The organism is Streptomyces sp. NPDC047014 (assembly GCF_040644195.1).
Taxonomy (GTDB): Bacteria; Actinomycetota; Actinomycetes; order Streptomycetales; family Streptomycetaceae; genus Streptomyces.
Map to the genome: position 1 here is coordinate 1 of NZ_JBEYVX010000055.1, position 21,450 is coordinate 21,450.

The following is a 21,450-nucleotide window of genomic DNA, read 5'->3' on the forward strand; positions in this document are numbered from 1 at the left end:
TCAGCGCCGATGGTACTGCAGGGGGGACCCTGTGGGAGAGTAGGACGCCGCCGAACAATCATTGTGGGAAAGCCCCGCACCAGCCCTTTCAGGGTTCGGTGCGGGGCTTTTCTGCGTTCACGGGCCGGTCGGGTGACCCGACGCCCGGCCGGGCACGGCGGAACCCGTTCCGCCTGCCTGGGCTCCGTACTGTGGGGCCATGGGCTATGACCTCGTCATCTTCGACAACGACGGCGTGCTGGTGGACAGCGAGCCGATCGCCAACAGCGTCCTCGCCGGCTACCTGACCGAGCTGGGGCACCCGACCACCTACGAGGAATCGGTCCGCGACTACATGGGGTCCGCCGTGCACCGCGTGCACGACCTCGTCCAGGAGCGGACCGGGCAGCGGCTGCCCGCGGACTTCGACGAGACGCTGGAGGCCCGCACCGCCGCCGCGTTCGAGCAGGAGCTGAAGCCCGTCCCCGGGGTCGAGGACGTCCTCGGCGCGCTCACCGCCCACGGGATCAACTACTGCCTCGCCTCTTCCGGTACCCACGAGCGCATCCGCGTCGGGCACCGGGTGGCCGGACTCGACGGCTGGTTCGAGGAGGAGTGGATTTTCAGCGCGGCCGATGTGGGCCGCGGCAAGCCCGCCCCGGACCTCTACCTGCACGCGGCGCGGCAGATGGGCGTCGAGCCCTCCCGCTGCGTGGTCATCGAGGACAGCCCCCGGGGCGTCGAGGCCGCCGTGGCCGCCGGGATGGACGTGTACGGGTTCACCGCCGTGATGCCCGCCGAGCAGCTGCCCGGTGCCACCGGGTACTTCGGGGACATGATGCGGCTCCCGCTGCTCCTCCAACTGCCTGTGTGATCTCTCTACCCACGGGTAGCCCCGGGGCCTACGCTGACCCGCCATGACCGATGATGTGCGGCTGCGGCGCGGCCGCGGTGCGCTGGGGTTCAGCTTCTTCGTGCAGGGCGTCACCTTCGCCCTCCTCGTCACCCGGATCCCGGCCGTCCAGGACCGGTACGGGATATCCGACGGGCTGCTGCCCGTCTTCCTCGCCGCCGTCCCGGTGCTGGCCGGCGCGGCCAGCGTCGCCACCGAGCACCTGGTGAAGCGGGTCGCGCCCAGCGTCGTACTGCGGTGGGCGCAGCCGCTGGTGCTGCTGTCCCTGCTGGGCGTCGGCGCCGGCGACCGGATGTGGCAGGCGGCGGTGGCCCTGGGGGCGTTCGGGCTGGCGGTGGGTGCGCTGGACGCCTCGATGAACATGCTCGGCGTCAGCCTCCAGCGGGCGTACGGGCGCAGCATCATGCTCGGCTTCCACGCCTCCTACAGCCTCGGCGGGATCCTCGGCGCCTCGGCCGCCTGGGCGGGGGCGCACTGGCATCTGGACCTCTTCGTGGGCTATCTCCCGGCGGTGGCGGTGCTGTTGCCGCTGGCGCTGCTGGGGAGCCGGTTCTACGTCGACCACAAGGCCCCGGGGGAGGGCGCCGGGGGCGAGGGGCTGGGCCGGGGCGGGTTCGGGCTGTTGCTGCCGCTGTGCCTGGTGATGGCGTGCGCGTACATCGGGGACTCGACGGTGGCGAACTGGAGTGCCAAGTACCTCCAGGACGTGCTGGGCAGCTCCGAGCAGCTGGCGACCGTCCCTTACAACGTCTACATGGTGACCACGCTCGTCGGGCGGGCCGTCGGGGACCTGGGCGTGCGCCGGTTCGGGGCCGTGGCCGTGGTGCGGGCGGGGACACTGGTGGCCGCGGGCGGGTTCGGTGTGGTCGCGGCCGCTCCGGGGCCGGCCGTGGGCATGCTCGGCTTCACGCTGCTGGGGATCGGGCTGTGCGTGATCGTGCCGCAGACCTTCGCCGCGGCGGGCCGGCTGTTCCCCGGGGCCTCGGACACGGCGGTCGCGCGGCTGAACATCTTCAACTACGTCGGCTTCCTCGTCGGCTCCCCGCTCGTGGGTGCGCTGGGGGACGGGTGGAGCTACCGGGGGGCGATGCTCGTGCCGATGGGGCTGGTCCTGGTGACGCTGTTCCACGCCCGTTCGTTCGGCGCGGAGGGCGCCCGATACGGTGTCGACCATGAGCGGCCGCGGGTTGTTGATGTGGGACGAGGCGGTAACGGGGTATGACTTCGGACCGAGCCATCCGATGGACCCGGTGCGCCTGGCGCTGACCATGGGCCTGGTGCGCGCCTTCGGGCTGGACCGGGCCATGGAGGTACGGGCGGCCCGCGCGGCCGGGGACTCCACGCTGAGGCTGGTCCACCGGGAGGACTACATCGCCGCTGTGCGGGAGGTGTCCCGGGATCCGGGGGTGGCCGACGGCTCGTACGGGCTGGGCACCGTGGACGATCCGGCCTTCCACGGGATGCACGAGGCGTCGGCGCTGATCGCCGGCCAGTCCGTGGCGGGCGCGGAGGCCGTCTGGCGGGGTGAGGCCGCGCACGCGGTGAACTTCGCGGGCGGGCTGCACCACGCGATGCCGGGCGGGGCGGCCGGATTCTGCGTGTACAACGACGCGGCGCTGGCGATCGCCCGGCTGCTGGAGCTGGGGGCCGAGCGGGTCGCGTACGTGGACGTGGACGTGCACCACGGGGACGGGGTGCAGGAGGCGTTCTGGGACGACCCGCGGGTGCTGACGGTCTCCCTGCACGAGCATCCGCGGACGCTGTTCCCGCAGACCGGCTGGCCGGAGGAGACCGGCGGCCCGGCGGCCGAGGGCTCCTCGGTGAACGTGGCGCTGCCGGCCGGGACCGGGGACGAGGGCTGGCTGCGGGCCTTCCACGCGACGGTGCCGGAGCTGCTGGCGGACTTCCGGCCGAAGGTGCTGGTGACCCAGCACGGGGCCGATACGCACTTCGAGGACCCGCTCGCGCACCTGGCGGTCTCCCTGGACGCCCAGCGGGCCGTGCAGGAGGCGTGCCACGGGCTGGCGCACACGTACGCGGACGGGCGCTGGCTGGCGCTGGGCGGCGGCGGGTACGCGGTGGTGGACGTCGTACCGCGGTCGTGGACGCATCTGGTGGGAATCGCGGCGCACCGGCCGGTGGATCCGCTCGCGGCGGTCCCGGCGGCCTGGCGCGACGAAGTGTACGCACGGACGCGGCAGTTGGCGCCGGGCCGGATGACGGACGGGCGGACCCCGTCCTGGCGGGACTGGGAGGAGGGCTACGATCCGGCGGACCGCACGGATCAGGCCGTACTCGCCACCCGGCGGGCGGTGTTCCCGCTGCGCGGGATGCTGACCTGATGCATCGTTACGCCAACTGTGGGGCTGTTCGCCGGAATTGATGCCCCGGCAGGTGGGTTGGGGCAGCATCGGACGGGTGTTGAGCACCGGCGCGCTGCGTGCGCATCTGCTGGCCGCCCGCTTGGCCGGGCCCGTCGCGACCTCCCGGGAGGAGAGCCTGCGCAGCTACCGGCTGTTCGCGGCGGGCGATCCGCGGGTGATGCTCGGGCTGGATCCGGAGTGGGTCTGGGACGAGCGGGAGCTCCTGGGGCTGATGGCGCGCAAGTGCGGGGTCTCGGGGGATCCGGCGCATGTCAGCGGCCCGGACGTGATCGATCCGGAGCGCACGCTGGCCGCGCTGGACGCCTTCGCGGCGCGGCTGGCGGCGGCGGCGCGGGCGCGCTCGCCGGTGCTGTTCGGGACGGGGCATCCGCATCGGCTCCTGGGTTTCTACGCCGGTTTGGCCGAGGCGATGTCGGCGGCGGGATGTGTTGTCCTCACCCCGGCGCAGGGGGTGCATGTCGACATGGCGACCCGGTTCGGCGTACGCGCGCATCGCATCGCCTACGTACGAGGGGTCGCACTGGTGCGGGAACCCGGCGTGCGGGCGCCGGGAAGTGCGACCGGCGTGCACAGTCATTCGCCCCTGCCGGTTCGGCTGGCGCTGGAGGCCCTGGCGGAGGCGGGCGGACCGCTGCCGGAGCTGGTCGTGGGGGACCACGGCTGGGTCTGCGGTGCAGGTCAGCTCGGCGTGGAGGCGATCGGGCTGGCGGACACCGACGATCCCGCGCTGTTCGTCGGCGAAGCGGAGGGGCGGGTATCGGTGGCCGTTCCGGTTGATGACGGCGTGCGATCGGACTACTACCATCCGCTTGCCCGGTACGTGTTGGGCCGGGCGAGTCTGACGGGGCGACAGGAGTGGCCGTAGCTCCTCTTCCCCACTCGTATCACGCGCCCCTACTCTGGGGAGTGAGCGTGCGACGACGAGGAGTAACCGGAGGGGAAGCCGGTGCCCGTCATGCGCGGAAGGTCAAGGTGTGTCATGGCTGCTGGCGAGAGGCCTCTCAGTGAGGTTCAGTTCCTGACCGTGGCGGAGGTCGCCTCGGTGATGCGAGTGTCGAAGATGACCGTGTACCGCCTGGTGCACAACGGTCATCTGCCCGCGATCCGGGTGGGCCGGTCCTTCCGGGTCCCCGAGAACGCGGTCCACGAGTACCTCCGAGAGTCCTATGTGGGGGTGGAGTCGGCCTGAGACTGACGGCTCATGGCGCCTTCGTGACCCCTGCGAGGCACTCGGATTACAGGCTCGGAGCTCGGGCGGGTAGGCTAGGCCGACGTAGGTCGTGTGGGCCCAGACGCCCCGCACCAGTGAAGAAGAAGTGAGCGAGGGTAGTCGTGGGCTCTGTTATCAAGAAGCGGCGCAAGCGGATGGCCAAGAAGAAGCACCGCAAGCTGCTCAAGCGCACCCGCGTCCAGCGCCGTAACAAGAAGTAAACGGCAGCTGTACGTGTTCTCCGCAGCCCCTCCACCATTCTTGGTGGAGGGGCTGCGGTGCAGCCGGGGACTTTTTCTAGGGAGGCGCTGAGCTCGTGGGGAAGGTCGTACTCGTCACCGGGGCGGCCCGGCAGCTGGGCGGCCGCTTCGTGCGCCGGATCCAGCGGGATCCGGACGTCGAGCGGGTCATCGCGGTGGACGCGATGCCGCCACCGCACCGGCTGGGATCGGCGCAGTTCGTCCGGGCGGACATCAGGCAGTCCTCGATCGTCCGCGTCCTGGCCGAGCACGCCGTGGACACCGTGGTCCATCTGGCCGTCACCGGGGGCCGGGCGGGCGCGGGCGGCGCGTACAGCGCCGTCAAGGAGACCAACGTCATCGGGACCATGCAGCTCCTCGGAGCCTGCCAGAAGTCCCCGACGGTCCGGCGGCTCGTGGTGAAGTCCAGTACCAGCGTGTACGGGGGCACCCCGCGGGATCCGGCCGTCTTCACCGAGACCACCCCGCCCAAGTCGCTGCCCTCGGGCGGCTTCGCCAAGGACGCGGCCGAGGTCGAAGGGTACGTACGGGGCTTCGCGCGCCGGCGGCCGGACGTGGCGGTGTGCGTCCTGCGCTTCGCCAACATCCTGGGGCCCTTCGCGGACTCGGCGCTGGCCGACTACTTCTCCATGCCGGTGATGCCGACCGCGCTGGGCTACGACCCGCGGCTGCAGTTCGTCCACGAGGACGACGTACTCGAAGTGCTGCGGCTGGCGGCCCTGGAGCCCCGGCGCGGCACCCTGAACAGCGGGACCTTCAACATCGCGGGGGACGGCGTCCTGCTGCTGTCGCAGTGCTCGCGGCGGCTCGGGCGGCCCACGCTGCCGCTGCTGCTGCCGGCGCTCACCTGGGTGGGGTCCGCGCTGCGGGCGGTGGGGGTCACCGACTTCTCGCCGGAGCAGATGAGGCTGCTCACGCACGGCCGGGTCGTGGAGACCACGCAGATGCGGGAGGTCCTGGGCTTCGACCCCCTCTACACCACCACCGAGACCTTCGCGGACTTCGCCCGCAGCCGCGGGAACGGCCTGCTGCCGCCCGAGCGGGTCGGGCGGGCCGTGGACCGGGTGGCGGCCATGCTGGACGCGGACGGCACGCGGGACGACGCCGACACGGCTGAAGGAGCGAAGCGATAGTGGCGGACGCCAAGGTCATTCCGTTCGACGAGGACCGGCCGCGCCGGCGTACTCCCCGCCGGGTGCGGGCCGTTCCGCCGCCCGAGCCGCAGGAGATCCCCGAGGCGCCGGAGGCTCCGGAGGCCGCCGGGCCCGCCGGGGCGGGGCGCGGGGAGGGCTGGGACCGCAGGATCGCGGGCGGACTGGCCTTCCTGCGGCGGCGCATCACGGGCGAGTACGAGGTCGACGAGTTCGGCTACGACAAGGAGCTGACGGACCAGGTCCTGATGTCCCTGCTGCGGCCGGTGTACGACAAGTACTTCCGGGTCGAGGTGAAGGGCATCGAGAACATCCCGGCGAAGGGCGGCGCGCTGATCGTCGCGAACCACTCCGGGACCCTCCCGCTGGACGGGCTGATGCTCCAGGTCGCCGTGCACGACCGGCACCCGGCGCAGCGGCACGTACGGCTGCTGGCGGCGGACCTGGTGTTCATGCTGCCGGTGGTGAACGAGATCGCCCGGAAGGCGGGGCACACCCTGGCCTGCGCGGAGGACGCGCAGCGGCTGCTGGAGGCCGGGGAGCTGGTCGGGGTCATGCCGGAGGGCTTCAAGGGGATAGGGAAGCCGTTCGGGGACCGGTACCGCCTCCAGCGCTTCGGGCGGGGCGGGTTCGTCTCGACGGCGCTCCGGGCGGGCACGCCGATCGTGCCCTGCTCGATCGTGGGGGCGGAGGAGATCTACCCGATGGTCGGCAACGCGAAGACGCTCGCGCGGCTGCTGGGGATCCCGTACTTCCCGATCACGCCCACCTTCCCGTGGCTGGGGCCGCTGGGGGCGGTGCCGCTGCCGACGAAGTGGACGATCCAGTTCGGGGAGCCGATTCCCACGGACGGGTACGCGCCGGAGGCGGCGGAGGACCCGATGCTGATGTTCAACCTGACGGACCAGGTGCGGGAGCAGATCCAGCACACGCTGTACAAGCTGCTGGTGCAGCGCAGGTCTGTCTTCTTCTGACGCCCTTGGCGCCTTCCGGGGGTACGCGGACATGGCGGCGTGGGCCGGGGTACGCATACCCCGGCCCACACCCGTGTCCGGCGGCCCGCGGAGCTAGTCCGCGTCCTCCGCGCCGAGCCCGAGGCCCGGCAGCAGCCCCGGCAGCAGGGGCGGGATGGTGATGTCCGGCTTGGGCGCCTCGGAGGTGCCCGGGGTGGGCGGTACGGACTGCCCCGCGGGCGGGTTGAGCAGATCGCCCGTACCGCCGAGGAGGCCACCGGCCGGCGGCTTGCTGCTGCCGCCCGAGGGCGACGGCGCCGCCGGGCTGCTCCCGGAGGGCGTGCCCGAGGCGGGCGCGGACTGCTTCGCGCCGCTGGTCGGGGCGTCCGGCTTGGCGGGCGAGCCGGACGCGCCGGAACCGCCTCGCTGCTCCGGGGGCTTGGGGAGCAGGCTCTGCAGCGGCGCCACGTCTTCGTCTATGGCCTGGAAGACCGACTCCACCTCGCCGCCGACGTCCGTGAGCTGGACGGGCAGCTTCTCGCGCAGCTTGCCCCACGCGTCGCGGTGGGAGCGGGAGAACGAGGACAGCGTCTGCATCGGGCCGAGCGAGCCGTCCCGGTCGAACGCCGCCTGGAGCAGCCGGTGCCCCTCCTCGGCGTCGTGCTTGACGCCGGAGAGGGCGCGGCGGATGGCGCCCAGGGACTCGTGGTCCAGGGTGCCGGTCCGGCCCCGCTCCATCAGCCGGCGGGCCTCCGAGAGACGGTTGGAGGCCCGGTCGAGATAGAGCTCGCCGCGCTCCGCGTCGTCGTCGGCCATGCCCAGCTTGAGATCCTCCATGCCCCGTTTCACGGGGTAGAGGTGGTCACCGGGCAGGGCGTCGGAACTGGCAGCGGCCACTCCGCTGAAGGCCCCCGCGGCCACACCCACGGTGAGGCCGCCCGCTGCGATGCCCTTGGACCAGCGGGAGCGGGGCCGCATTTTCCGGAGCGGGGTCGCCCGGTGGGCGCCGCGGCCGGTCCGCTGCTCGGGCACCTGAGGGTCCGAGGCGGCACCGCCCCCGGCCCTCTCCTCCATCACCATGGCCTCCATGGCGGCCACGAGCTGGGCTCGTTGCACCACTTTGACCTCGGGGTCCAGCGCTGGGCGCGGCATACGTTCGCCGAGCACGCTCGCCAGGGCCAACAACCGGTCGTGGTCGGCAGGTTCGGCAGGTGCCTCGGACTGCTCGGCCGCCGGGTCCGGTTCCGAAAGGTCGGATGGGTTCCGATCCTCCAGGGCCTGGGCGAAGGCGTTCGCCCGCCGGTGCGGGGTCACGTTCGCGATCACTGGCGGCACCTCCTCTCGTCATGACGATCGACTCCCCAAGGTGTCCGGAAGGTTGCCTTCCTTGAGCACATCCACACTTTCGAGTGAGCGGCTTCGGGCAAGGCGTGTCCACAGGGAGCCTGCATTCCGCACAACGAGCGTCGCGGCACTTGGGTTACGGACGAAGGATGATCGGACCACAGCGTCATCGAGGGGTCACCGAATGTGTTGTGTCGTCTGGTCGGACCGTCAGCGGGCGTCTTCGGGGAGGAGGCGGGCCAGGGTGCGGACCGCCCGGTACTGGAGCGTCTTGATCGCTCCTTCGTTCTTCCCCATCACCCGGGCCGTCTCGGCGACCGAGAGGCCCTGCAGGAAGCGCAGGGTCACGCACTCCTGCTGCTGCGGGTTGAGTTTGCGCACGGCCTCCAGCAGGGCCGCGTTGGAGAGGGACTCCAGGACGGAGTCCTCGGGGCTGCGCTCGACCTCGTTCGCGTCGAGCATCTCGCCGGTGGTGACCTCCAGCCGGAAGCGGCTGGACTTGAAGTGGTCGGCCACCAGGTTGCGCGCGATCGTCACCAGCCAGGCGCCGAAGTCGCGGCCCTGCCAGGTGAAGGTGGAGATGCGGCGCAGGGCGCGCAGGAAGGTCTCGCTGGTGAGGTCCTCCGCGGTGGCCTTGCCGCCGACCCGGTAGTAGATGTACCGGTAGACCGTGTCGCTGTACTGGTCGTACAGGCGGCCGAACGCCTCGGCCTCGCCGGCCTGGGCGCGCTCGACCAGGTCCATCATGCGGGCCTGGTCGCTGTCCGCCAGGGGGCGGCGGGGGGTGGTCTGGGTGCTCGTGCCCCCGGCGGCGTTCGAGCCCGAGCGGCCTCGTCTGCCCACCGTCGCCCCGCCGTCGGTCAGGGCATAGCAGGGACCGGCCGGGCCGAGGCCGGCAGGGACCGCGGCGGCGAAGGCGGGGGCGGTGTACGCGGTGGGGACGAAGCCGCGCAGGTGGTCGAGGACCGTTGCGCGCAGCTGAGCCAGGCCCGAGGCGTCAACCCCGACAGGTGGGTACACGGGACTCCCAGAGGCAGAGCTTCCATCACGTGCAGTGCGGGACCGTTCACCCGTCGTGGCGACAGATGACCGGTGGCATGCGTCTGAGGAGAATAACGCTTCGTACAGGCGGCGCTACACCCAGTTGCTCAAATCACCGGTTCCGACACTTCCGTGACCTGTCGAGAGCATATTCAGTCGCGATTGGTGATCGATTCTTGATCACTTCGAGGCGCGGAATGGAAGCTTCCATGGGGCCCGGCGACCGAGTCGGGGCATGCGGGAGTGCCGCGCCCCGGGCGCGGGTAGAGGTGAGCGAATGCCCCTGGCCGTCCGGGCGTTCCGCGCTGGTGGGCGGGGGTGCGGTGTGGCCTGGGGCGGGAGCCGGGAGGGCTACTTGCGGCGCCGATGCAGGGCGATGGCGGCGGCCGTGCCGCCCGCGATCGCGCCGACTCCGGCCGCGGCGGGGACGCCGACCTTCACGGCCTTGCGGCCGGTCCGGTAGTCGCGCAGCCGCCAGTCGTTGATCCGGGCATGCTTGCGCAGTTTTGTGTCGGGATTGATCGCGTACGGATGTCCGACGAGTGACAGCATCGGGATGTCGTTGTGCGAATCGCTGTACGCCGCGCAGCGCGCCAGATCCAGCCCCTCCGCGGCGGCCAGGGCGCGGACCGCCTCCGCCTTGGCCGGACCGTGCAGGGGCTCCCCGACCAGGCGGCCGGTGTAGATCCCGTCGAGCGATTCGGCGACGGTACCGAGGGCGCCGGTGAGGCCGAGCCGGCGGGCGATGATCGTCGCCGTCTCCACGGGGGCGGCGGTGACCAGCCACACCTTCTGGCCGGCGTCGAGGTGGGCCTGGGCCAGGGCGCGGGTGCCCGGCCAGATCCGCTCGGCCATGTACTCGTCGTAGATCTCCTCGCCGATGCTCATCAGCTCGGAGACCTTGTGGCCCTTGACGATGGACAGGGCGCTGTCGCGGGCGTCCTGCATGTGCTCGGGGTCCTCGACGCCGGCGAGCCGGAACCACGCCTGCTGCCAGGCGAAGCGGGCCAGTTCGCGGCGGCGGAAGAATTCGCGTTTGTAGAGGCCGCGGCCGAAGTGGAAGATCGCGGCGCCCTGCATGACGGTGTTGTCGAGGTCGAAGAAGGCGGCGGCGAGATCGTCGCCGGCGACCGGGAAGGCGGGCTCGGCGGGCTCCTCGGCCCGCTCCCGCTCCGCGAGGGATGCGGGCCCGTCCTCAACCTCCGGGGGTACGGGTGCCCCGGCCAGCGCGGTCTTCCGGGCTGCTTCGGCCGAGGCTTCTCCCGCCAGCACGCTGCGTGCGGTGGCGGAGCGCCTGCGTGGGGTGAGCCATCCGGGAGCGGCCATGACGCGAGCATAGCCACTGTGTTCGGGAGTTCCCGAACCGGAGGGAGACGGAGGCGTTAACTCTTCGCTACGCGACCGGGCCCGCGGGCCGCCCGTGCGGGAGCGGGAGAATGGGGGCATGAGCCCTTTGTTGCGCCGTAAAGAGAAGAAGAGCCCCGGCGAGCGGATGGTGACGCTCATCGGGAAGCCCGGGTGCCACCTGTGCGAGGAGGCCGAGGAGGTCGTCGCGAAGGTGTGCGCCGAAACCGGGGTGCAGTGGGAGAAGAAAGACATCTCACAGGACGAGGAGCTCTACCGGCGCCACTGGGAGCAGATTCCGGTGGTCCTGGTTGACGGCGAGCAGCACACCTTCTGGCGGGTGAACCCCGACCGGTTCCGGCGGGCGTTGGGAGGCTGAGCGCCTTCCCGGTTACCATCATGGGCGATTTGTGGGGTCTGGGGGCGTATCTGTGAGGAGTGTGCACGGTTTTGCCCCCTTTGGTATTTGAACGGGTTCGGCGTGTCACCGGTTCCGGATTTGTGCGCCGACGTCGCGTGACCCCGGTCACTTTGGACGGACAAAGCGGACACAATCTTTGTGCACGCGTTCACAAAGGCATAGCCTGCTGTCGACGGGGCGGTCCTGGGACAAGAGGCCGCCTGCAGCCCCGCTCATCCCGCAGGAGCATCGTGGCAACTGGCCGAACTCACCGACCGGCGACCCGCAGCCGAGGTATTCCCGAGGCCACTGTCGCCCGGCTTCCGCTGTACTTGCGTGCCCTGACCGCGCTCTCCGAGCGATCGGTCCCCACGGTGTCCTCCGAGGAGCTCGCCGCCGCCGCCGGGGTCAACTCCGCGAAGCTGCGCAAGGACTTCTCCTACCTGGGCTCCTACGGCACCCGCGGGGTCGGCTACGACGTCGAGTACCTCGTCTACCAGATCTCCCGCGAGCTCGGCCTGACCCAGGACTGGCCGGTCGTCATCGTCGGCATCGGCAACCTCGGCGCGGCCCTCGCCAACTACGGCGGCTTCGCCTCGCGCGGGTTCCGTGTGGCCGCGCTGATCGACGCCGACCCGGCCATGGCCGGCCGGCCCGTCGCCGGCATGCCCGTCCAGCACACCGACGACCTGGAAAAGATCATCGAGGAGAACGGTGTCTCGATCGGGGTCATCGCGACTCCGGCCGGCGCCGCCCAGCAGGTCAGCGAGCGGCTGATCGCGGCCGGGGTCACCTCCATCCTGAACTTCGCGCCCACCGTGCTGTCCGTCCCCGACGGCGTCGACGTGCGCAAGGTCGACCTCTCCATCGAGCTCCAGATCCTCGCCTTCCACGAGCAGCGCAAGGCCGGCGAGGAGGCCGCCGCGGCCTCCGGCGAGCCCGGCTCCACCGTGGGCGGCGCCGCGCCCGCCGCCGCCGTCCTGCCGCCGGCCGGCCGCACGGCCGCCGAGTCCCGCAAGAACGGCCCCGAGGGCGATGTCCCGGCGGTGATGCCGGCATGAGTCTGCTCGTCGTCGGCCTGAGCCACCGCAGTGCCCCCGTCAGCGTGCTGGAACGGGCCTCGCTGTCCGGTGACGCCCGGGCCAAGCTGCTGCACGACACCCTCGCCGCCGAACCGGCGACCGAGGCGACCGTGCTCGCCACGTGCAACCGCATCGAGCTCTACGCCGACGTGGACAAGTTCCACGCCGGTGTCGCGGAGCTGTCCACGCTGCTCGCGCAGCACAGCGGTGTCGCGCTGGAGGAGCTGACTCCCTACCTGTACGTGCACTACGAGGACCGGGCGGTGCACCACCTGTTCTCGGTGGCGTGCGGGCTGGACTCCATGGTCGTCGGTGAGGGGCAGATCCTCGGGCAGATCAAGGACGCCCTCGCGCTCGGGCAGGAGCTGCACACCGCCGGGCGGCTGATCAACGACCTGTTCCAGCAGGCCCTGCGGGTCGGCAAGCGGGCGCACTCGGAGACCGGGATCGACCGGGCCGGGCAGTCGCTGGTCACCTTCGGCCTGGAGCAGCTCGCCACCCGGACCTCCGTGGCCGGGTGGGCCGCGGGCAAGCGGGCGCTGGTGATCGGTGCCGGGTCGATGTCCTCGCTGGCGGCGGCGACGCTGGCGCGGGTGGGTGTCGCGGAGATCGTGGTGGCCAACCGGACCGCGGAGCGGGCCGAGCGGCTCGCGGAGATTCTGGTTGCCTCGGGCACCGGGGTGCGGGCTTCGGCGGTGCCGATGGCTGAGGTGGCGGATGAGCTGACACGAGTCGACGTGGTCGTGTCCTGTACGGGGGCCACCGGGCTGGTGCTGACGGCGGACGACGTGCTCGCGGCGGTGGCCGGGGGGGAGGCCGGGGCCGCAGAGCAGGGGCTCCGCCCCCGCATCCCCGGACCGCAGTCGCCCGTGGACGCGGTGCGGCTCACCGACCGGGGCTCCGCCCCGGACCCCGCGCCTCAAACGCCGGCGGGGCTGGACTTTGGTCCCGTCGCCGGTTCGGTGGCGGGGCTGGATGTGGCCCCCGGTGCCGGCTCGATGGCCGGGCTGGATGTGGCCCCCGGTGCCGGCTCGATGGCCGGGCTGGATGTGGCCCCCGATGCCGAGCTTGTTGCTCGGTTGGTTGTTGCCGCTGAGGTGTTCGGGCGGCTGGGGGATGCCGGGGCCGTGCGGAGTATGGGGGCGGCCGAGGGGGACGGGTGTCCTGTCGGGCCCGACGGGCGGGCCGCGCTGACCGGGGTCGACGCCAACTCGCTCGAACTGCACGGGACCTGGGCCGACCAGGGTGAGGCCGCCGCGCAGCGGCAGCCCCGCAGGAGCGCCCGTACGCAGGCCCACGCGGCCGACGTCCGGCTCGCGCTGCTGGACCTGGCCATGCCCCGGGACATCGACGCGGCCGTGCACCGGATCCCCGGCGTCCGGCTCGTCGACATCGAATCCCTCGCCGAGGCTTCCGCCGACGCCCCGATGGCGGCCGACGTGGACGCCGTACGCGGGATCGTCGCCCAGGAGGTCGCCGCCTTCGGCGCGGCGCAGCGGGCCGCGCACATCACGCCCACCGTCGTCGCCCTGCGCGCCATGGCCGCCGAGGTCGTGGCCATGGAAGTGGCGCGCCTCGACGGACGGGTGCCCGATCTCGACGAGCGCCAGCGCGCCGAGGTCACCCAGACCGTGCGCCGCGTCGTGGACAAGCTCCTCCACGCGCCGACCGTGCGCGTGAAGCAGCTCGCCAGCGAGCCCGGCGGCGCCGGGTACGCGGACGCGCTGCGCGAACTCTTCGACCTCGACCCTCAGACGGTTGCCTCCGTCAGCCGGGCGGACGCGGCCGATCCGATGAACGACGACGACCCAGGACGGGCATCATGAACACACGTCCCGACCAGCCGCTGCGGCTCGGTACGCGGCGGAGCAAGCTGGCCATGTCCCAGTCGGGGCACGTCGCCGACGCCGTCCGGGAGCTCACCGGCCGGCCCGTCGAGCTCGTGGAGATCACGACCTACGGCGACGTCTCGCGCGAGCACCTCGCGCAGATCGGCGGGACCGGCGTCTTCGTCACCGCCCTGCGCGACGCGCTGCTGAGCGGCGAGGTCGACTTCGCCGTGCACTCGCTCAAGGACCTGCCGACCGCCCAGCCCGAGGACCTCGTGATCGCGGCCATGCCGCGCCGCGAGGACGCCCGGGACGCGCTCGTCGCCCGCGACGGCCTGACCTTCGAGCAGCTGCCCGACGGCGCCCGGATCGGTACCGGATCGCCCCGGCGCACCGCCCAGCTGAACCACCTGGCGCGCTCGCTCGGCAAGCGGATCGAGACCGTCCCGATCCGCGGCAACGTCGACACCCGGATCGGTTTCGTCCGCGAGGGGCAGCTCGACGCCGTCGTGCTCGCCGCCGCCGGACTGAACCGGATCGGCCGCGGCGACGAGGCCACCGACCTGCTGTCCGTGGACAGCGTCCTGCCCGCTCCCGGCCAGGGTGCCCTGGCCGTCGAGTGCCTTGCGTCCGCCACGGACCTCATCGCCGCGCTCGGCCGGCTCGACGACCTGCACACCCGGGTCGCCGTGACCGCGGAGCGTTCCCTGCTCGCCGCACTGGAGGCCGGCTGCAGCGCACCCGTGGGCGCGTTCGCCGATCTCCTGGGCGACGGACGGATTGTCAATGAAATGCGCCTGCGCGGCGTCGTCGGCACCCTCGACGGCTCGACGCTGGTGCAGCTGTCCACCACCGGTCCCGTGCCCCAGTCGTACGACGAGGCCATGGCGCTCGGCCGCGAACTCGCGGACGAGATGCTGGCCAAGGGCGCGGCCGGTCTGATGGGGGAGCGATCGCTTTGAACCCCTCAATTCCGACCACCTCCGCTTATCCGGCGGTCGCTGCCCACGGACGCGTCACCTTCCTCGGTGCCGGCCCCGGCGACCCGGGTCTGCTGACGCTGCGCGCCGTCGAGGCGCTCGCGGCCGCGGACGTCCTCGTCGCGGAGCCCGAAGTCCTCGAGGTCGTACGGACGCATGCGCGCGCGAATGTCGACACGCCGCAGCTGACGGTCGCTGACGAAGTCTCAGCAGCCGCCGGTGTCCCGGTGATCCGGGACGCGGCCAATCTTGTCATGGAGGCGGCCCGCTCCGGCAGGCGGGTCGTGCGTGCCGTCACCGGGGACCCCGGGCTCGACGGCGACGCGGCCGAGGAGATGCTGGCGTGCGCCGCCGAGGGGATCCCCTTCGAGGTGGTGCCGGGCATCGCGACCGCCGTGGGCGTGCCCGCGTACGCCGGTGTCCCGCTGCGCGACAAGCAGGGGGCGGACGTCCGCTTCCTCGACGCGCGGACCGCTTCGGCGCGCTGCTGGAGCGAGGTCGGCGTCAGCGACGGCACGCTCGTGGTCTCCGCGACCCTGGAGACGGTCTCGGCGGCCGCCGCCGAGCTGGTCGGCGCCGGGCGCAAGCCCGACACCCCGCTGACCGTCACCGTCTCGGGCACGACCACGCGGCAGCGGACCTGGTCCGCGACGCTGGGCACGATCGCCCAGGTGTTCAAGCAGGGCAAGGTGCTGCCCTCGCCGGAGGGCGGCCGTCCGGTCATATGCGTGGTCGGTGAGCACGGCGCGACCGCGCGCCGCGAGGACCTGTCCTGGTTCGAGTCGAAGCCGCTGTTCGGCTGGCGGGTGCTCGTACCGCGCACCAAGGAGCAGGCCGCCTCGCTCTCCGACCAGCTGCGTTCCTACGGCGCGGTGCCGCACGAGGTCCCGACCATCGCCGTCGAGCCGCCGCGCACCCCGCAGCAGATGGAGCGGGCGGTCAAGGGCCTGGTGACGGGCCGCTACGAGTGGATCGCCTTCACCTCCGTCAACGCCGTGAAGGCGGTGCGGGAGAAGTTCGAGGAGTACGGGCTCGACGCGCGCGCCTTCGCGGGCATCAAGGTCGCCGCCGTGGGCGAGCAGACCGCGGCCGCGCTGGTGGAGTTCGGCGTGAAGCCGGACCTGGTGCCGAGCGGTGAGCAGTCCGCGGCCGGGCTGCTGGAGGACTGGCCGCCGTACGACCCGGTCTTCGACCCGATCGACCGGGTGTTCCTGCCGCGGGCCGACATCGCCACGGAGACGCTGGTCGCCGGGCTGATCGAGCTCGGGTGGGAGGTCGACGACGTCACGGCCTACCGGACGGTGCGCGCGTCGCCGCCGCCGGCGGACACGCGTGAGGCGATCAAGGGCGGCGGCTTCGACGCCGTGCTCTTCACCTCGTCCTCGACCGTGCGCAACCTGGTCGGCATCGCCGGCAAGCCGCACAACGTCACGGTCATCGCGTGCATCGGCCCGGCGACGGCCAAGACGGCGGAGGAGCACGGCCTGCGGGTCGACGTGCTGTCGCCGGAGCCGTCGGTGTCGAAGCTGGCGGAGGCCCTGGCGGAGTACGGGGCCGCGCGGCGCGAGGCGGCGAAGGAGGCGGGCGAGACGGTCTTCCGGCCGAGCGAGCGGCGTCCGGGGGCGCGGAGGCGTCGTACGACGTGAGCGGTTTAGCCCGTGCCCGCCGGGGGTTCACGCGGATACGGCCGAGGGGCCCGGGTGCGTCACGCGCCCGGGCCCTTCGTGCTGCGGGCCGGATCCGGGCCGTGGGTCCGATCCGTCCCGCGGGTCCGAGGGGCCGGGGCGCGGGCTCTAGGCTGGGGGCGACTGCTGTCGAAGCTCGAAGAGGCGACTGAAGATGAGCGCGTACGGATCCTTCCCCGGTTCGCGGCCCCGCCGGCTGCGCACCACCCCGGCGATGCGGCGGATGGTCGCGGAGCACCGCCTGCACCCCTCGGACCTGATCCTTCCGGCCTTCGTACGCGAGGGCATCAGCGAGCCGCTTCCCATCTCCGCGATGCCCGGCGTGGTCCAGCACACCCGCGACACCCTGCGGAAGGCGGCGGTGGAGGCGGTCGAGGCGGGGGTCTCGGGGATCATGCTCTTCGGCGTCCCCGCCGACGAGAACAAGGACGCGCTGGGCACGGCGGGCACCGAGCCGGACGGCATCCTCCAGGTCGCGATCCGCGAGGTGCGGGCCGAGGTCGGGGACGACCTGGTGATCATGTCGGACCTCTGCCTGGACGAGTACACCGACCACGGCCACTGCGGGGTCCTGGACGAGCACGGGCGGGTCGACAACGACGCCACCCTGGAGCGGTACGCCGAGATGGCGCAGGTCCAGGCCGACGCGGGCGCGCACGTGGTGGGGCCGAGCGGGATGATGGACGGTCAGGTCGGCGTCATCCGCGACGCGTTGGACGAGACCGGGCACGAGGACGTCTCGATCCTCGCCTACACGGCGAAGTACTCCTCCGCCTTCTACGGGCCCTTCCGCGAGGCCGTCGCCTCCTCCCTCCAGGGCGACCGCAAGACCTACCAGCAGGACCCGGCGAACGCCCGCGAGTCCCTGCGGGAGCTGGCCCTCGACCTGGAGGAGGGCGCGGACATGGTGATGGTCAAGCCGGCCGGGCCCTACCTCGACATCCTGCACCGGGTCGCGCAGGCGGTGGACGTACCGGTGGCGGCGTACCAGATCAGCGGCGAGTACGCGTTGGTCGAGGCGGCGGCGGAGAAGGGCTGGATCGAGCGGGACCGGGCGATCCTGGAGACGCTGCTGGGCATCAAGCGGGCGGGCGCGGACACGATCCTCACGTACTGGGCGACCGAGGTCGCGGGCTGGCTGCGCGAGACCCGCTGACGGCGCGGGCCGCCGGCGGCGGGACCCGCTGAGGGCGGGCCGCCGCCTACGGCCAGGCGACGAGGCCCTGGAACACGGCGGCGTCGAGCAGCACGGCCGCGGGCGCGGCCATGGCCAGCCACCTCCTGGCGGCGGCATACCGCCGCTGCCGGGGCACCGCCCAGGCCGCGACGAGCAGCCCCAGGACGAGGAGCAGGCCGAACCCGAAGACGGGGAAGGCGATGCGGTAGGACTCGTCGAACCGGTCGCTGGCCGCTTCCCCGCAGGAATCGCAGGCCATGGGCGACAGCCCGACGAAGAAGAACACGACGGCGGCCATGGGCAGCGTGAGCAGCGTCGAGACGAGCGGCGCGAGGAACGCGCGGGGCTGGCGGTCGGTGCCGGGGGCGGGGGTGGCCGTGTCGGTGGTCATGCGCCCAGTGAACTCGCCGCGCGGCGGGCGGACATGAGCGCTCGTACTCAGGTCGCGGGGTGGGAGGTACGGGGGTGTCCCGTCCGTCGTCCGCCGCTCGCGCACCGTGCGCGGGGAGACGGCGCCGCCACCCCCGCTCGCGTGCCACCCCCCGCAGGCGCACCCTGGAGGGAAAAGGTGAGCCCTGGAGGTGAGGCACCGTGTCCACGCTCGTCGGATGGCACGTGGAGCTCGAATTCACCGAGGACGGCCACCGCACCACTGCGGCGGCCCTGGTCAGGCTCGGGGACGGCTCCGAGATCAAGGCGCGGGGCTACGCCCTGCGGCACCCCTCCGACCCGGAGCAGCTGAGGGTCGGGGAGGAGATCGCGGGCGCTCGCGCGCTCATGGACATCGCGTCGCAGATGTTGCAGAAGGCCCACGCGGAGATCGACGAGGCGACGGGCCGCCATTCCTACCCGCTCCACCAGTAGGCCCCGCCCGCCGAGGAGTCCCCGGCGGCCGGGGGACTCCTCGGCGGGCTCTGCCGTCGGTGCCGCCTCTGCCGCCTCTGCCGCCTAGGCCGGCTGTTCCGGTGAGGAGGCGGTGATCACCGAGAAGGCGCCGCCCTGGGGGTCGGCCAGGACCGCCATGCGGCCCGCGACCATGTCGAAGGCCGGGGCGAGGACGGCGCCGCCGGCGCGGACCGCGGCCGCCTGGATCGCGTCCACGTCGTCCGCGTGGAAGTACGCCTGCCAGTGCGGGGGCACGCCCGGCGGCATCTTGCTCATGTCCATCATCCCGCCGACGGCCCGGTCGCCCACCTTGAACTCGATGTACTCCTCGGCCCCCGGCATCTCCGAGCGGGCCGTCGTCACCGGCAGCACCGCCGAGTAGAACGCGGCCGCGGCCGGCATGTCGGGGGTGGTCAGCTCGCTCCAGATGAGGGCGCCGTGCTCGTTGACGATGCCCGCCCCGTCGAAGGTGCCCGGCTGCCACAGGCCGACGACCGCGCCCGTGGGGTCGGAGACCAGGGCCATCCGGCCGAGGTCCATGACGTCCACCGCGCCCATCATCACCGAACCGCCCGCGTCCGTGACGGTCTTGAGGGTGGAGTCGAGGGAGTCGGTGGACAGGTACGTGGTCCACGCGGTCGGCGGCAGCGGGTCCGGGGCGCTGCCGTCCGGGTTCATCGCCTTCATGATCCCGGCGACCGGCTTGCCCTTGAGGGTGCAGACGGAGTACCCGCCCTGCTCGGCCGGGCCGACCTCGCCCTGCCAGCCGAAGAGGTCGCAGTAGAAGTCGAGGGCCGCCTGCTGGTCGGGGACGATCAGGTCGATCCAGCAGGGGGTGCCGGGCTTGTAGGGGCCGTTCATGTCGGGCACGGATGCCTCCGAGGGGCGTCGCGGGGGAAGGACGCGCCGTCCCCTACCCGCCCCACCCACCCGGAACCGGGCCGAACGGGTGAACGGGTACGGCCCCGGCGCGGGACGCCGGGGCCGTACGGGTGGTGCCTGAGGCCGTCAGAGCTTTTCGGGGGTGCGGATGCCCAGGAGGGACATGCCCTTGTTCAGGGTGCGGGCCGTCAGCTCGCACAGGAAGAGGCGGTTCTCGCCCACCACCGGCTCCGGCTCCGGCTTCACCACCGGGCAGTGCTCGTAGAACGTCGTGAACAGCGACGACAGCTGGTAGAGGTACGCCGCCACCTTGTGCGGCGCGTGCTCCGCCGCCGCCTCCGCGATCAGCTCGCCGAAGCCGTCCAGGTGCAGGCCCAGCGCGCGCTCCGCCGGAGCCAGCTCCAGCTCCGGGTGCGCGACCGGCTTGCGGTCGCCGGCCCGGCGCAGGATGGACCGGATGCGGGCGTACGCGTACTGGAGGTACACCGAGGTGTCGCCGTTCAGCGAGACCATCTGGTCCAGGTCGAACTTGTAGTCGCGCGAGGCGGAGGTCGACAGGTCGGCGTACTTCACCGCGCCGATGCCCACGTACCGGCCGTTCTCGGCGATCTCCTCCTCCGTCAGGCCGACCTTCTCCGCCTTCTCCCGGACCACGGCGGTCGCCCGGTCCACGGCCTCGTCCAGCAGGTCGACGAGGCGGACGGTCTCGCCCTCACGGGTCTTGAACGGCTTGCCGTCCTTGCCGAGGACCGTGCCGAAGGCCAGCTGTACGGCCTTCACCTCGTCGTTCAGCCAGCCCGCGCGGCGTGCCGTCTCGAAGACCATCTTGAAGTGCAGGGACTGCCGCGCGTCCACCACGTAGATCAGCTCGGTCGCGCCCAGGCTGCCCACCCGGTCGCGGATCGCGGACAGGTCGGTGGCCGCGTAGCCGAAGCCGCCGTCGGACTTCTGGACGATCAGCGGGGTCGGGTTGCCGTCCGGGCCCTTGACGTCCTCGAAGAACACGCAGAGCGCGCCGTTGGAGCGGACGGCGACGCCCGACTCCTCCAGCAGCTTGCAGGTCTCCACGAGCATGTCGTTGTAGCCGGACTCACCGACCACGTCCGGGTCCTGGATGTCCATGTCCAGCTTGTCGAAGACGGAGTAGAAGTAGATCTTCGACTCGTCCACGAACCGCTGCCACAGGGCCAGCGTCTCCGGCTCGCCCGCCTGGAGGTCCACCACCCGGGACCGGGCCCGGGTCTTGAACTCCTCGTCGGAGTCGAAGAGCGCGCGCGAAGCCTTGTAGAGGCGGTTCAGGTTCGACATCGCCTCCTCGCCCGACGCCTGCCCGTCCGCCGCGTCCGCGGAGTGGTCCAGCTCGTGCGGGTGCTCCAGCAGGTACTGGATCAGCATGCCGAACTGGGTGCCCCAGTCGCCGATGTGGTGGCGGCGGACCACCTTCTCGCCCGTGAACTCCAGGATCTCCACCATCGCCGCACCGATCACGGCGGACCGCAGGTGGCCGACGTGCATCTCCTTGGCGACGTTCGGCTGGGCGTAGTCGATCACCGTCGTGCCCGCGGAGGGGTTCAGCGGTACGCCGAGCCGGTCGTCCGCCGCGCGTGCCGCGAGCGTGCTGATGATCGCCTCGTCCGAGACGGTGATGTTGAGGAAGCCGGGGCCGGAGACCTCGATCTCCTTGATCACCCCGCCCTTGTCCAGGCCGTCGACCACGGTCGCCGCCAGCTCCCGCGGATTGGCCTTGGCCTTCTTCGCGAGCGCCAGGATGCCGTTGGCCTGGAAGTCGGCCCGGTCGCTTCGTCGCAGCAGCGGGTCGGCCGCCCCGGCCTCCGGCAGCGCGGAGACGAGGGCGTCGGCGACGCGCTGGTTGACGGACGAAGCGAGCGAGGGGACCGAGGCCATGAGCTGCCGTTCCTGTGAGTCTGGTGATCGGGGGCTCCGTACAACG

The 21,450-nt window shown here is 72.1% G+C and carries 21 protein-coding genes; 15 read left to right on the forward strand and 6 right to left on the reverse strand.

Going from position 1 to position 21,450, the window contains the following annotated elements; all coding sequences use genetic code 11:
- Positions 1–199: 199 nt before the first annotated feature.
- The 8 genes from ABZ873_RS24325 to ABZ873_RS24360 all read left to right on the forward strand — a co-directional run bounded on the left by ABZ873_RS24325 (position 200) and on the right by ABZ873_RS24360 (position 6,871).
- Positions 200–853: an HAD family hydrolase gene (locus ABZ873_RS24325; RefSeq protein WP_360875683.1), complete on the forward strand. Its 654-nt coding sequence runs from the start codon at positions 200–202 to the stop codon at positions 851–853.
- Between the two features lie 43 nt (positions 854–896).
- Positions 897–2,114, forward strand: coding sequence for an MFS transporter (locus ABZ873_RS24330; RefSeq protein ID WP_360875685.1), 1,218 nt, complete (start codon positions 897–899; stop codon positions 2,112–2,114).
- Positions 2,065–3,234 carry an acetoin utilization protein AcuC gene (locus ABZ873_RS24335; protein WP_360875687.1) on the forward strand — a complete coding sequence of 390 codons (1,170 nt, stop codon included), beginning with the start codon at positions 2,065–2,067 and terminating at the stop codon, positions 3,232–3,234. Before ABZ873_RS24330 ends, ABZ873_RS24335 begins: the two co-directional genes overlap by 50 nt.
- Before the next feature lie 76 nt (positions 3,235–3,310).
- A complete protein-coding gene (locus tag ABZ873_RS24340; protein ID WP_360875689.1) occupies positions 3,311–4,141 on the forward strand; it encodes a phosphatase in 831 nt (276 codons plus the stop codon).
- A gap of 114 nt (positions 4,142–4,255) precedes the next feature.
- Complete coding sequence (locus tag ABZ873_RS24345) at positions 4,256–4,465, forward strand: helix-turn-helix domain-containing protein (protein WP_008738568.1); 210 nt, start codon at positions 4,256–4,258, stop codon at positions 4,463–4,465.
- A 143-nt stretch (positions 4,466–4,608) separates the two neighbouring features.
- Positions 4,609–4,707, forward strand: coding sequence for an AURKAIP1/COX24 domain-containing protein (locus tag ABZ873_RS24350; protein ID WP_003948845.1), 99 nt, complete (start codon positions 4,609–4,611; stop codon positions 4,705–4,707).
- A gap of 95 nt (positions 4,708–4,802) precedes the next feature.
- On the forward strand, positions 4,803–5,879 hold the full coding sequence (locus ABZ873_RS24355) for an NAD-dependent epimerase/dehydratase family protein (RefSeq protein WP_360875691.1): 1,077 nt from the start codon (positions 4,803–4,805) through the stop codon (positions 5,877–5,879).
- On the forward strand, positions 5,879–6,871 hold the full coding sequence (locus tag ABZ873_RS24360; RefSeq protein ID WP_360875693.1) for a lysophospholipid acyltransferase family protein: 993 nt from the start codon (positions 5,879–5,881) through the stop codon (positions 6,869–6,871). The genes ABZ873_RS24355 and ABZ873_RS24360 overlap by 1 nt, the downstream gene beginning before the upstream one ends.
- Positions 6,872–6,964: 93 nt before the next feature.
- Here ABZ873_RS24360 and ABZ873_RS24365 read toward each other — a convergent pair whose 3' ends face one another.
- The 3 genes from ABZ873_RS24365 to ABZ873_RS24375 form a co-directional block, all read right to left on the reverse strand.
- Entirely contained in the window at positions 6,965–8,176 is a 1,212-nt protein-coding gene (locus tag ABZ873_RS24365; RefSeq protein WP_360875695.1) for a DUF5667 domain-containing protein, read from the reverse strand.
- Between the two features lie 228 nt (positions 8,177–8,404).
- A complete protein-coding gene (locus ABZ873_RS24370; protein ID WP_360875697.1) occupies positions 8,405–9,214 on the reverse strand; it encodes an ECF subfamily RNA polymerase sigma factor, BldN family in 810 nt (269 codons plus the stop codon).
- Positions 9,215–9,586: 372 nt separating this feature from the next.
- Positions 9,587–10,561 carry an HAD-IB family hydrolase gene (locus tag ABZ873_RS24375; protein ID WP_360875699.1) on the reverse strand — a complete coding sequence of 325 codons (975 nt, stop codon included), beginning with the start codon at positions 10,559–10,561 and terminating at the stop codon, positions 9,587–9,589.
- A gap of 118 nt (positions 10,562–10,679) precedes the next feature.
- On the opposite strand from ABZ873_RS24375, the gene ABZ873_RS24380 reads away from it, so the two are divergent.
- The 6 genes from ABZ873_RS24380 (at position 10,680) to hemB (ending at position 17,711) form a co-directional block, all read left to right on the forward strand.
- On the forward strand, positions 10,680–10,958 hold the full coding sequence (locus tag ABZ873_RS24380) for a glutaredoxin family protein (RefSeq protein WP_360875701.1): 279 nt from the start codon (positions 10,680–10,682) through the stop codon (positions 10,956–10,958).
- A 272-nt stretch (positions 10,959–11,230) separates the two neighbouring features.
- Positions 11,231–12,040 carry a redox-sensing transcriptional repressor Rex gene (locus ABZ873_RS24385; protein ID WP_360875703.1) on the forward strand — a complete coding sequence of 270 codons (810 nt, stop codon included), beginning with the start codon at positions 11,231–11,233 and terminating at the stop codon, positions 12,038–12,040.
- Positions 12,037–13,887, forward strand: a complete 1,851-nt coding sequence (locus tag ABZ873_RS24390; protein WP_360875705.1) for a glutamyl-tRNA reductase — start codon at positions 12,037–12,039, stop codon at positions 13,885–13,887. The genes ABZ873_RS24385 and ABZ873_RS24390 overlap by 4 nt, the downstream gene beginning before the upstream one ends.
- Positions 13,884–14,852, forward strand: coding sequence for a hydroxymethylbilane synthase (gene hemC / locus ABZ873_RS24395; protein WP_360875707.1), 969 nt, complete (start codon positions 13,884–13,886; stop codon positions 14,850–14,852). Before ABZ873_RS24390 ends, hemC begins: the two co-directional genes overlap by 4 nt.
- Positions 14,849–16,516, forward strand: a complete 1,668-nt coding sequence (locus tag ABZ873_RS24400) for a bifunctional uroporphyrinogen-III C-methyltransferase/uroporphyrinogen-III synthase (protein WP_360875709.1) — start codon at positions 14,849–14,851, stop codon at positions 16,514–16,516. Before hemC ends, ABZ873_RS24400 begins: the two co-directional genes overlap by 4 nt.
- A 193-nt stretch (positions 16,517–16,709) precedes the next feature.
- Positions 16,710–17,711 (forward strand): porphobilinogen synthase, encoded by a 1,002-nt coding sequence (gene hemB / locus ABZ873_RS24405; RefSeq protein WP_360875711.1) that lies wholly within the window; start codon positions 16,710–16,712, stop codon positions 17,709–17,711.
- Between the two features lie 46 nt (positions 17,712–17,757).
- On the opposite strand, the gene ABZ873_RS24410 is transcribed toward hemB, so the two are convergent.
- Entirely contained in the window at positions 17,758–18,123 is a 366-nt protein-coding gene (locus ABZ873_RS24410; protein WP_360875713.1) for a hypothetical protein, read from the reverse strand.
- A 200-nt stretch (positions 18,124–18,323) separates the two neighbouring features.
- On the opposite strand from ABZ873_RS24410, the gene ABZ873_RS24415 reads away from it, so the two are divergent.
- A complete protein-coding gene (locus ABZ873_RS24415) occupies positions 18,324–18,596 on the forward strand; it encodes a DUF1876 domain-containing protein (RefSeq protein ID WP_360875715.1) in 273 nt (90 codons plus the stop codon).
- Between the two features lie 84 nt (positions 18,597–18,680).
- Here the strand turns inward: ABZ873_RS24415 and ABZ873_RS24420 are convergent, their stop codons facing one another.
- Positions 18,681–19,478, reverse strand: a complete 798-nt coding sequence (locus tag ABZ873_RS24420) for a VOC family protein (protein ID WP_360875754.1) — start codon at positions 19,476–19,478, stop codon at positions 18,681–18,683.
- A 147-nt stretch (positions 19,479–19,625) separates the two neighbouring features.
- Positions 19,626–21,404 carry an arginine--tRNA ligase gene (gene argS / locus ABZ873_RS24425; RefSeq protein ID WP_360875717.1) on the reverse strand — a complete coding sequence of 593 codons (1,779 nt, stop codon included), beginning with the start codon at positions 21,402–21,404 and terminating at the stop codon, positions 19,626–19,628.
- Positions 21,405–21,450: the final 46 nt, after the last annotated feature.

Bases quoted from the DNA above. Each gene is read 5' to 3' on its own strand.
- ABZ873_RS24325 (WP_360875683.1), top strand. From the start codon at position 200: ATGGGCTATGACCTCGTCATCTTCGACAACGACGGCGTGCTGGTGGAC.
- ABZ873_RS24330 (WP_360875685.1), top strand. From the start codon at position 897: ATGACCGATGATGTGCGGCTGCGGCGCGGCCGCGGTGCGCTGGGGTTC.
- ABZ873_RS24335 (WP_360875687.1), top strand. From the start codon at position 2,065: ATGAGCGGCCGCGGGTTGTTGATGTGGGACGAGGCGGTAACGGGGTAT.
- ABZ873_RS24345 (WP_008738568.1), top strand. From the start codon at position 4,256: ATGGCTGCTGGCGAGAGGCCTCTCAGTGAGGTTCAGTTCCTGACCGTG.
- ABZ873_RS24375 (WP_360875699.1), bottom strand. From the start codon at position 10,561: ATGGCCGCTCCCGGATGGCTCACCCCACGCAGGCGCTCCGCCACCGCA.
- ABZ873_RS24380 (WP_360875701.1), top strand. From the start codon at position 10,680: ATGAGCCCTTTGTTGCGCCGTAAAGAGAAGAAGAGCCCCGGCGAGCGG.
- ABZ873_RS24390 (WP_360875705.1), top strand. From the start codon at position 12,037: ATGAGTCTGCTCGTCGTCGGCCTGAGCCACCGCAGTGCCCCCGTCAGC.
- hemC (WP_360875707.1), top strand. From the start codon at position 13,884: ATGAACACACGTCCCGACCAGCCGCTGCGGCTCGGTACGCGGCGGAGC.
- hemB (WP_360875711.1), top strand. From the start codon at position 16,710: ATGAGCGCGTACGGATCCTTCCCCGGTTCGCGGCCCCGCCGGCTGCGC.
- ABZ873_RS24410 (WP_360875713.1), bottom strand. From the start codon at position 18,123: ATGACCACCGACACGGCCACCCCCGCCCCCGGCACCGACCGCCAGCCC.
- ABZ873_RS24420 (WP_360875754.1), bottom strand. From the start codon at position 19,478: ATGAACGGCCCCTACAAGCCCGGCACCCCCTGCTGGATCGACCTGATC.
- argS (WP_360875717.1), bottom strand. From the start codon at position 21,404: ATGGCCTCGGTCCCCTCGCTCGCTTCGTCCGTCAACCAGCGCGTCGCC.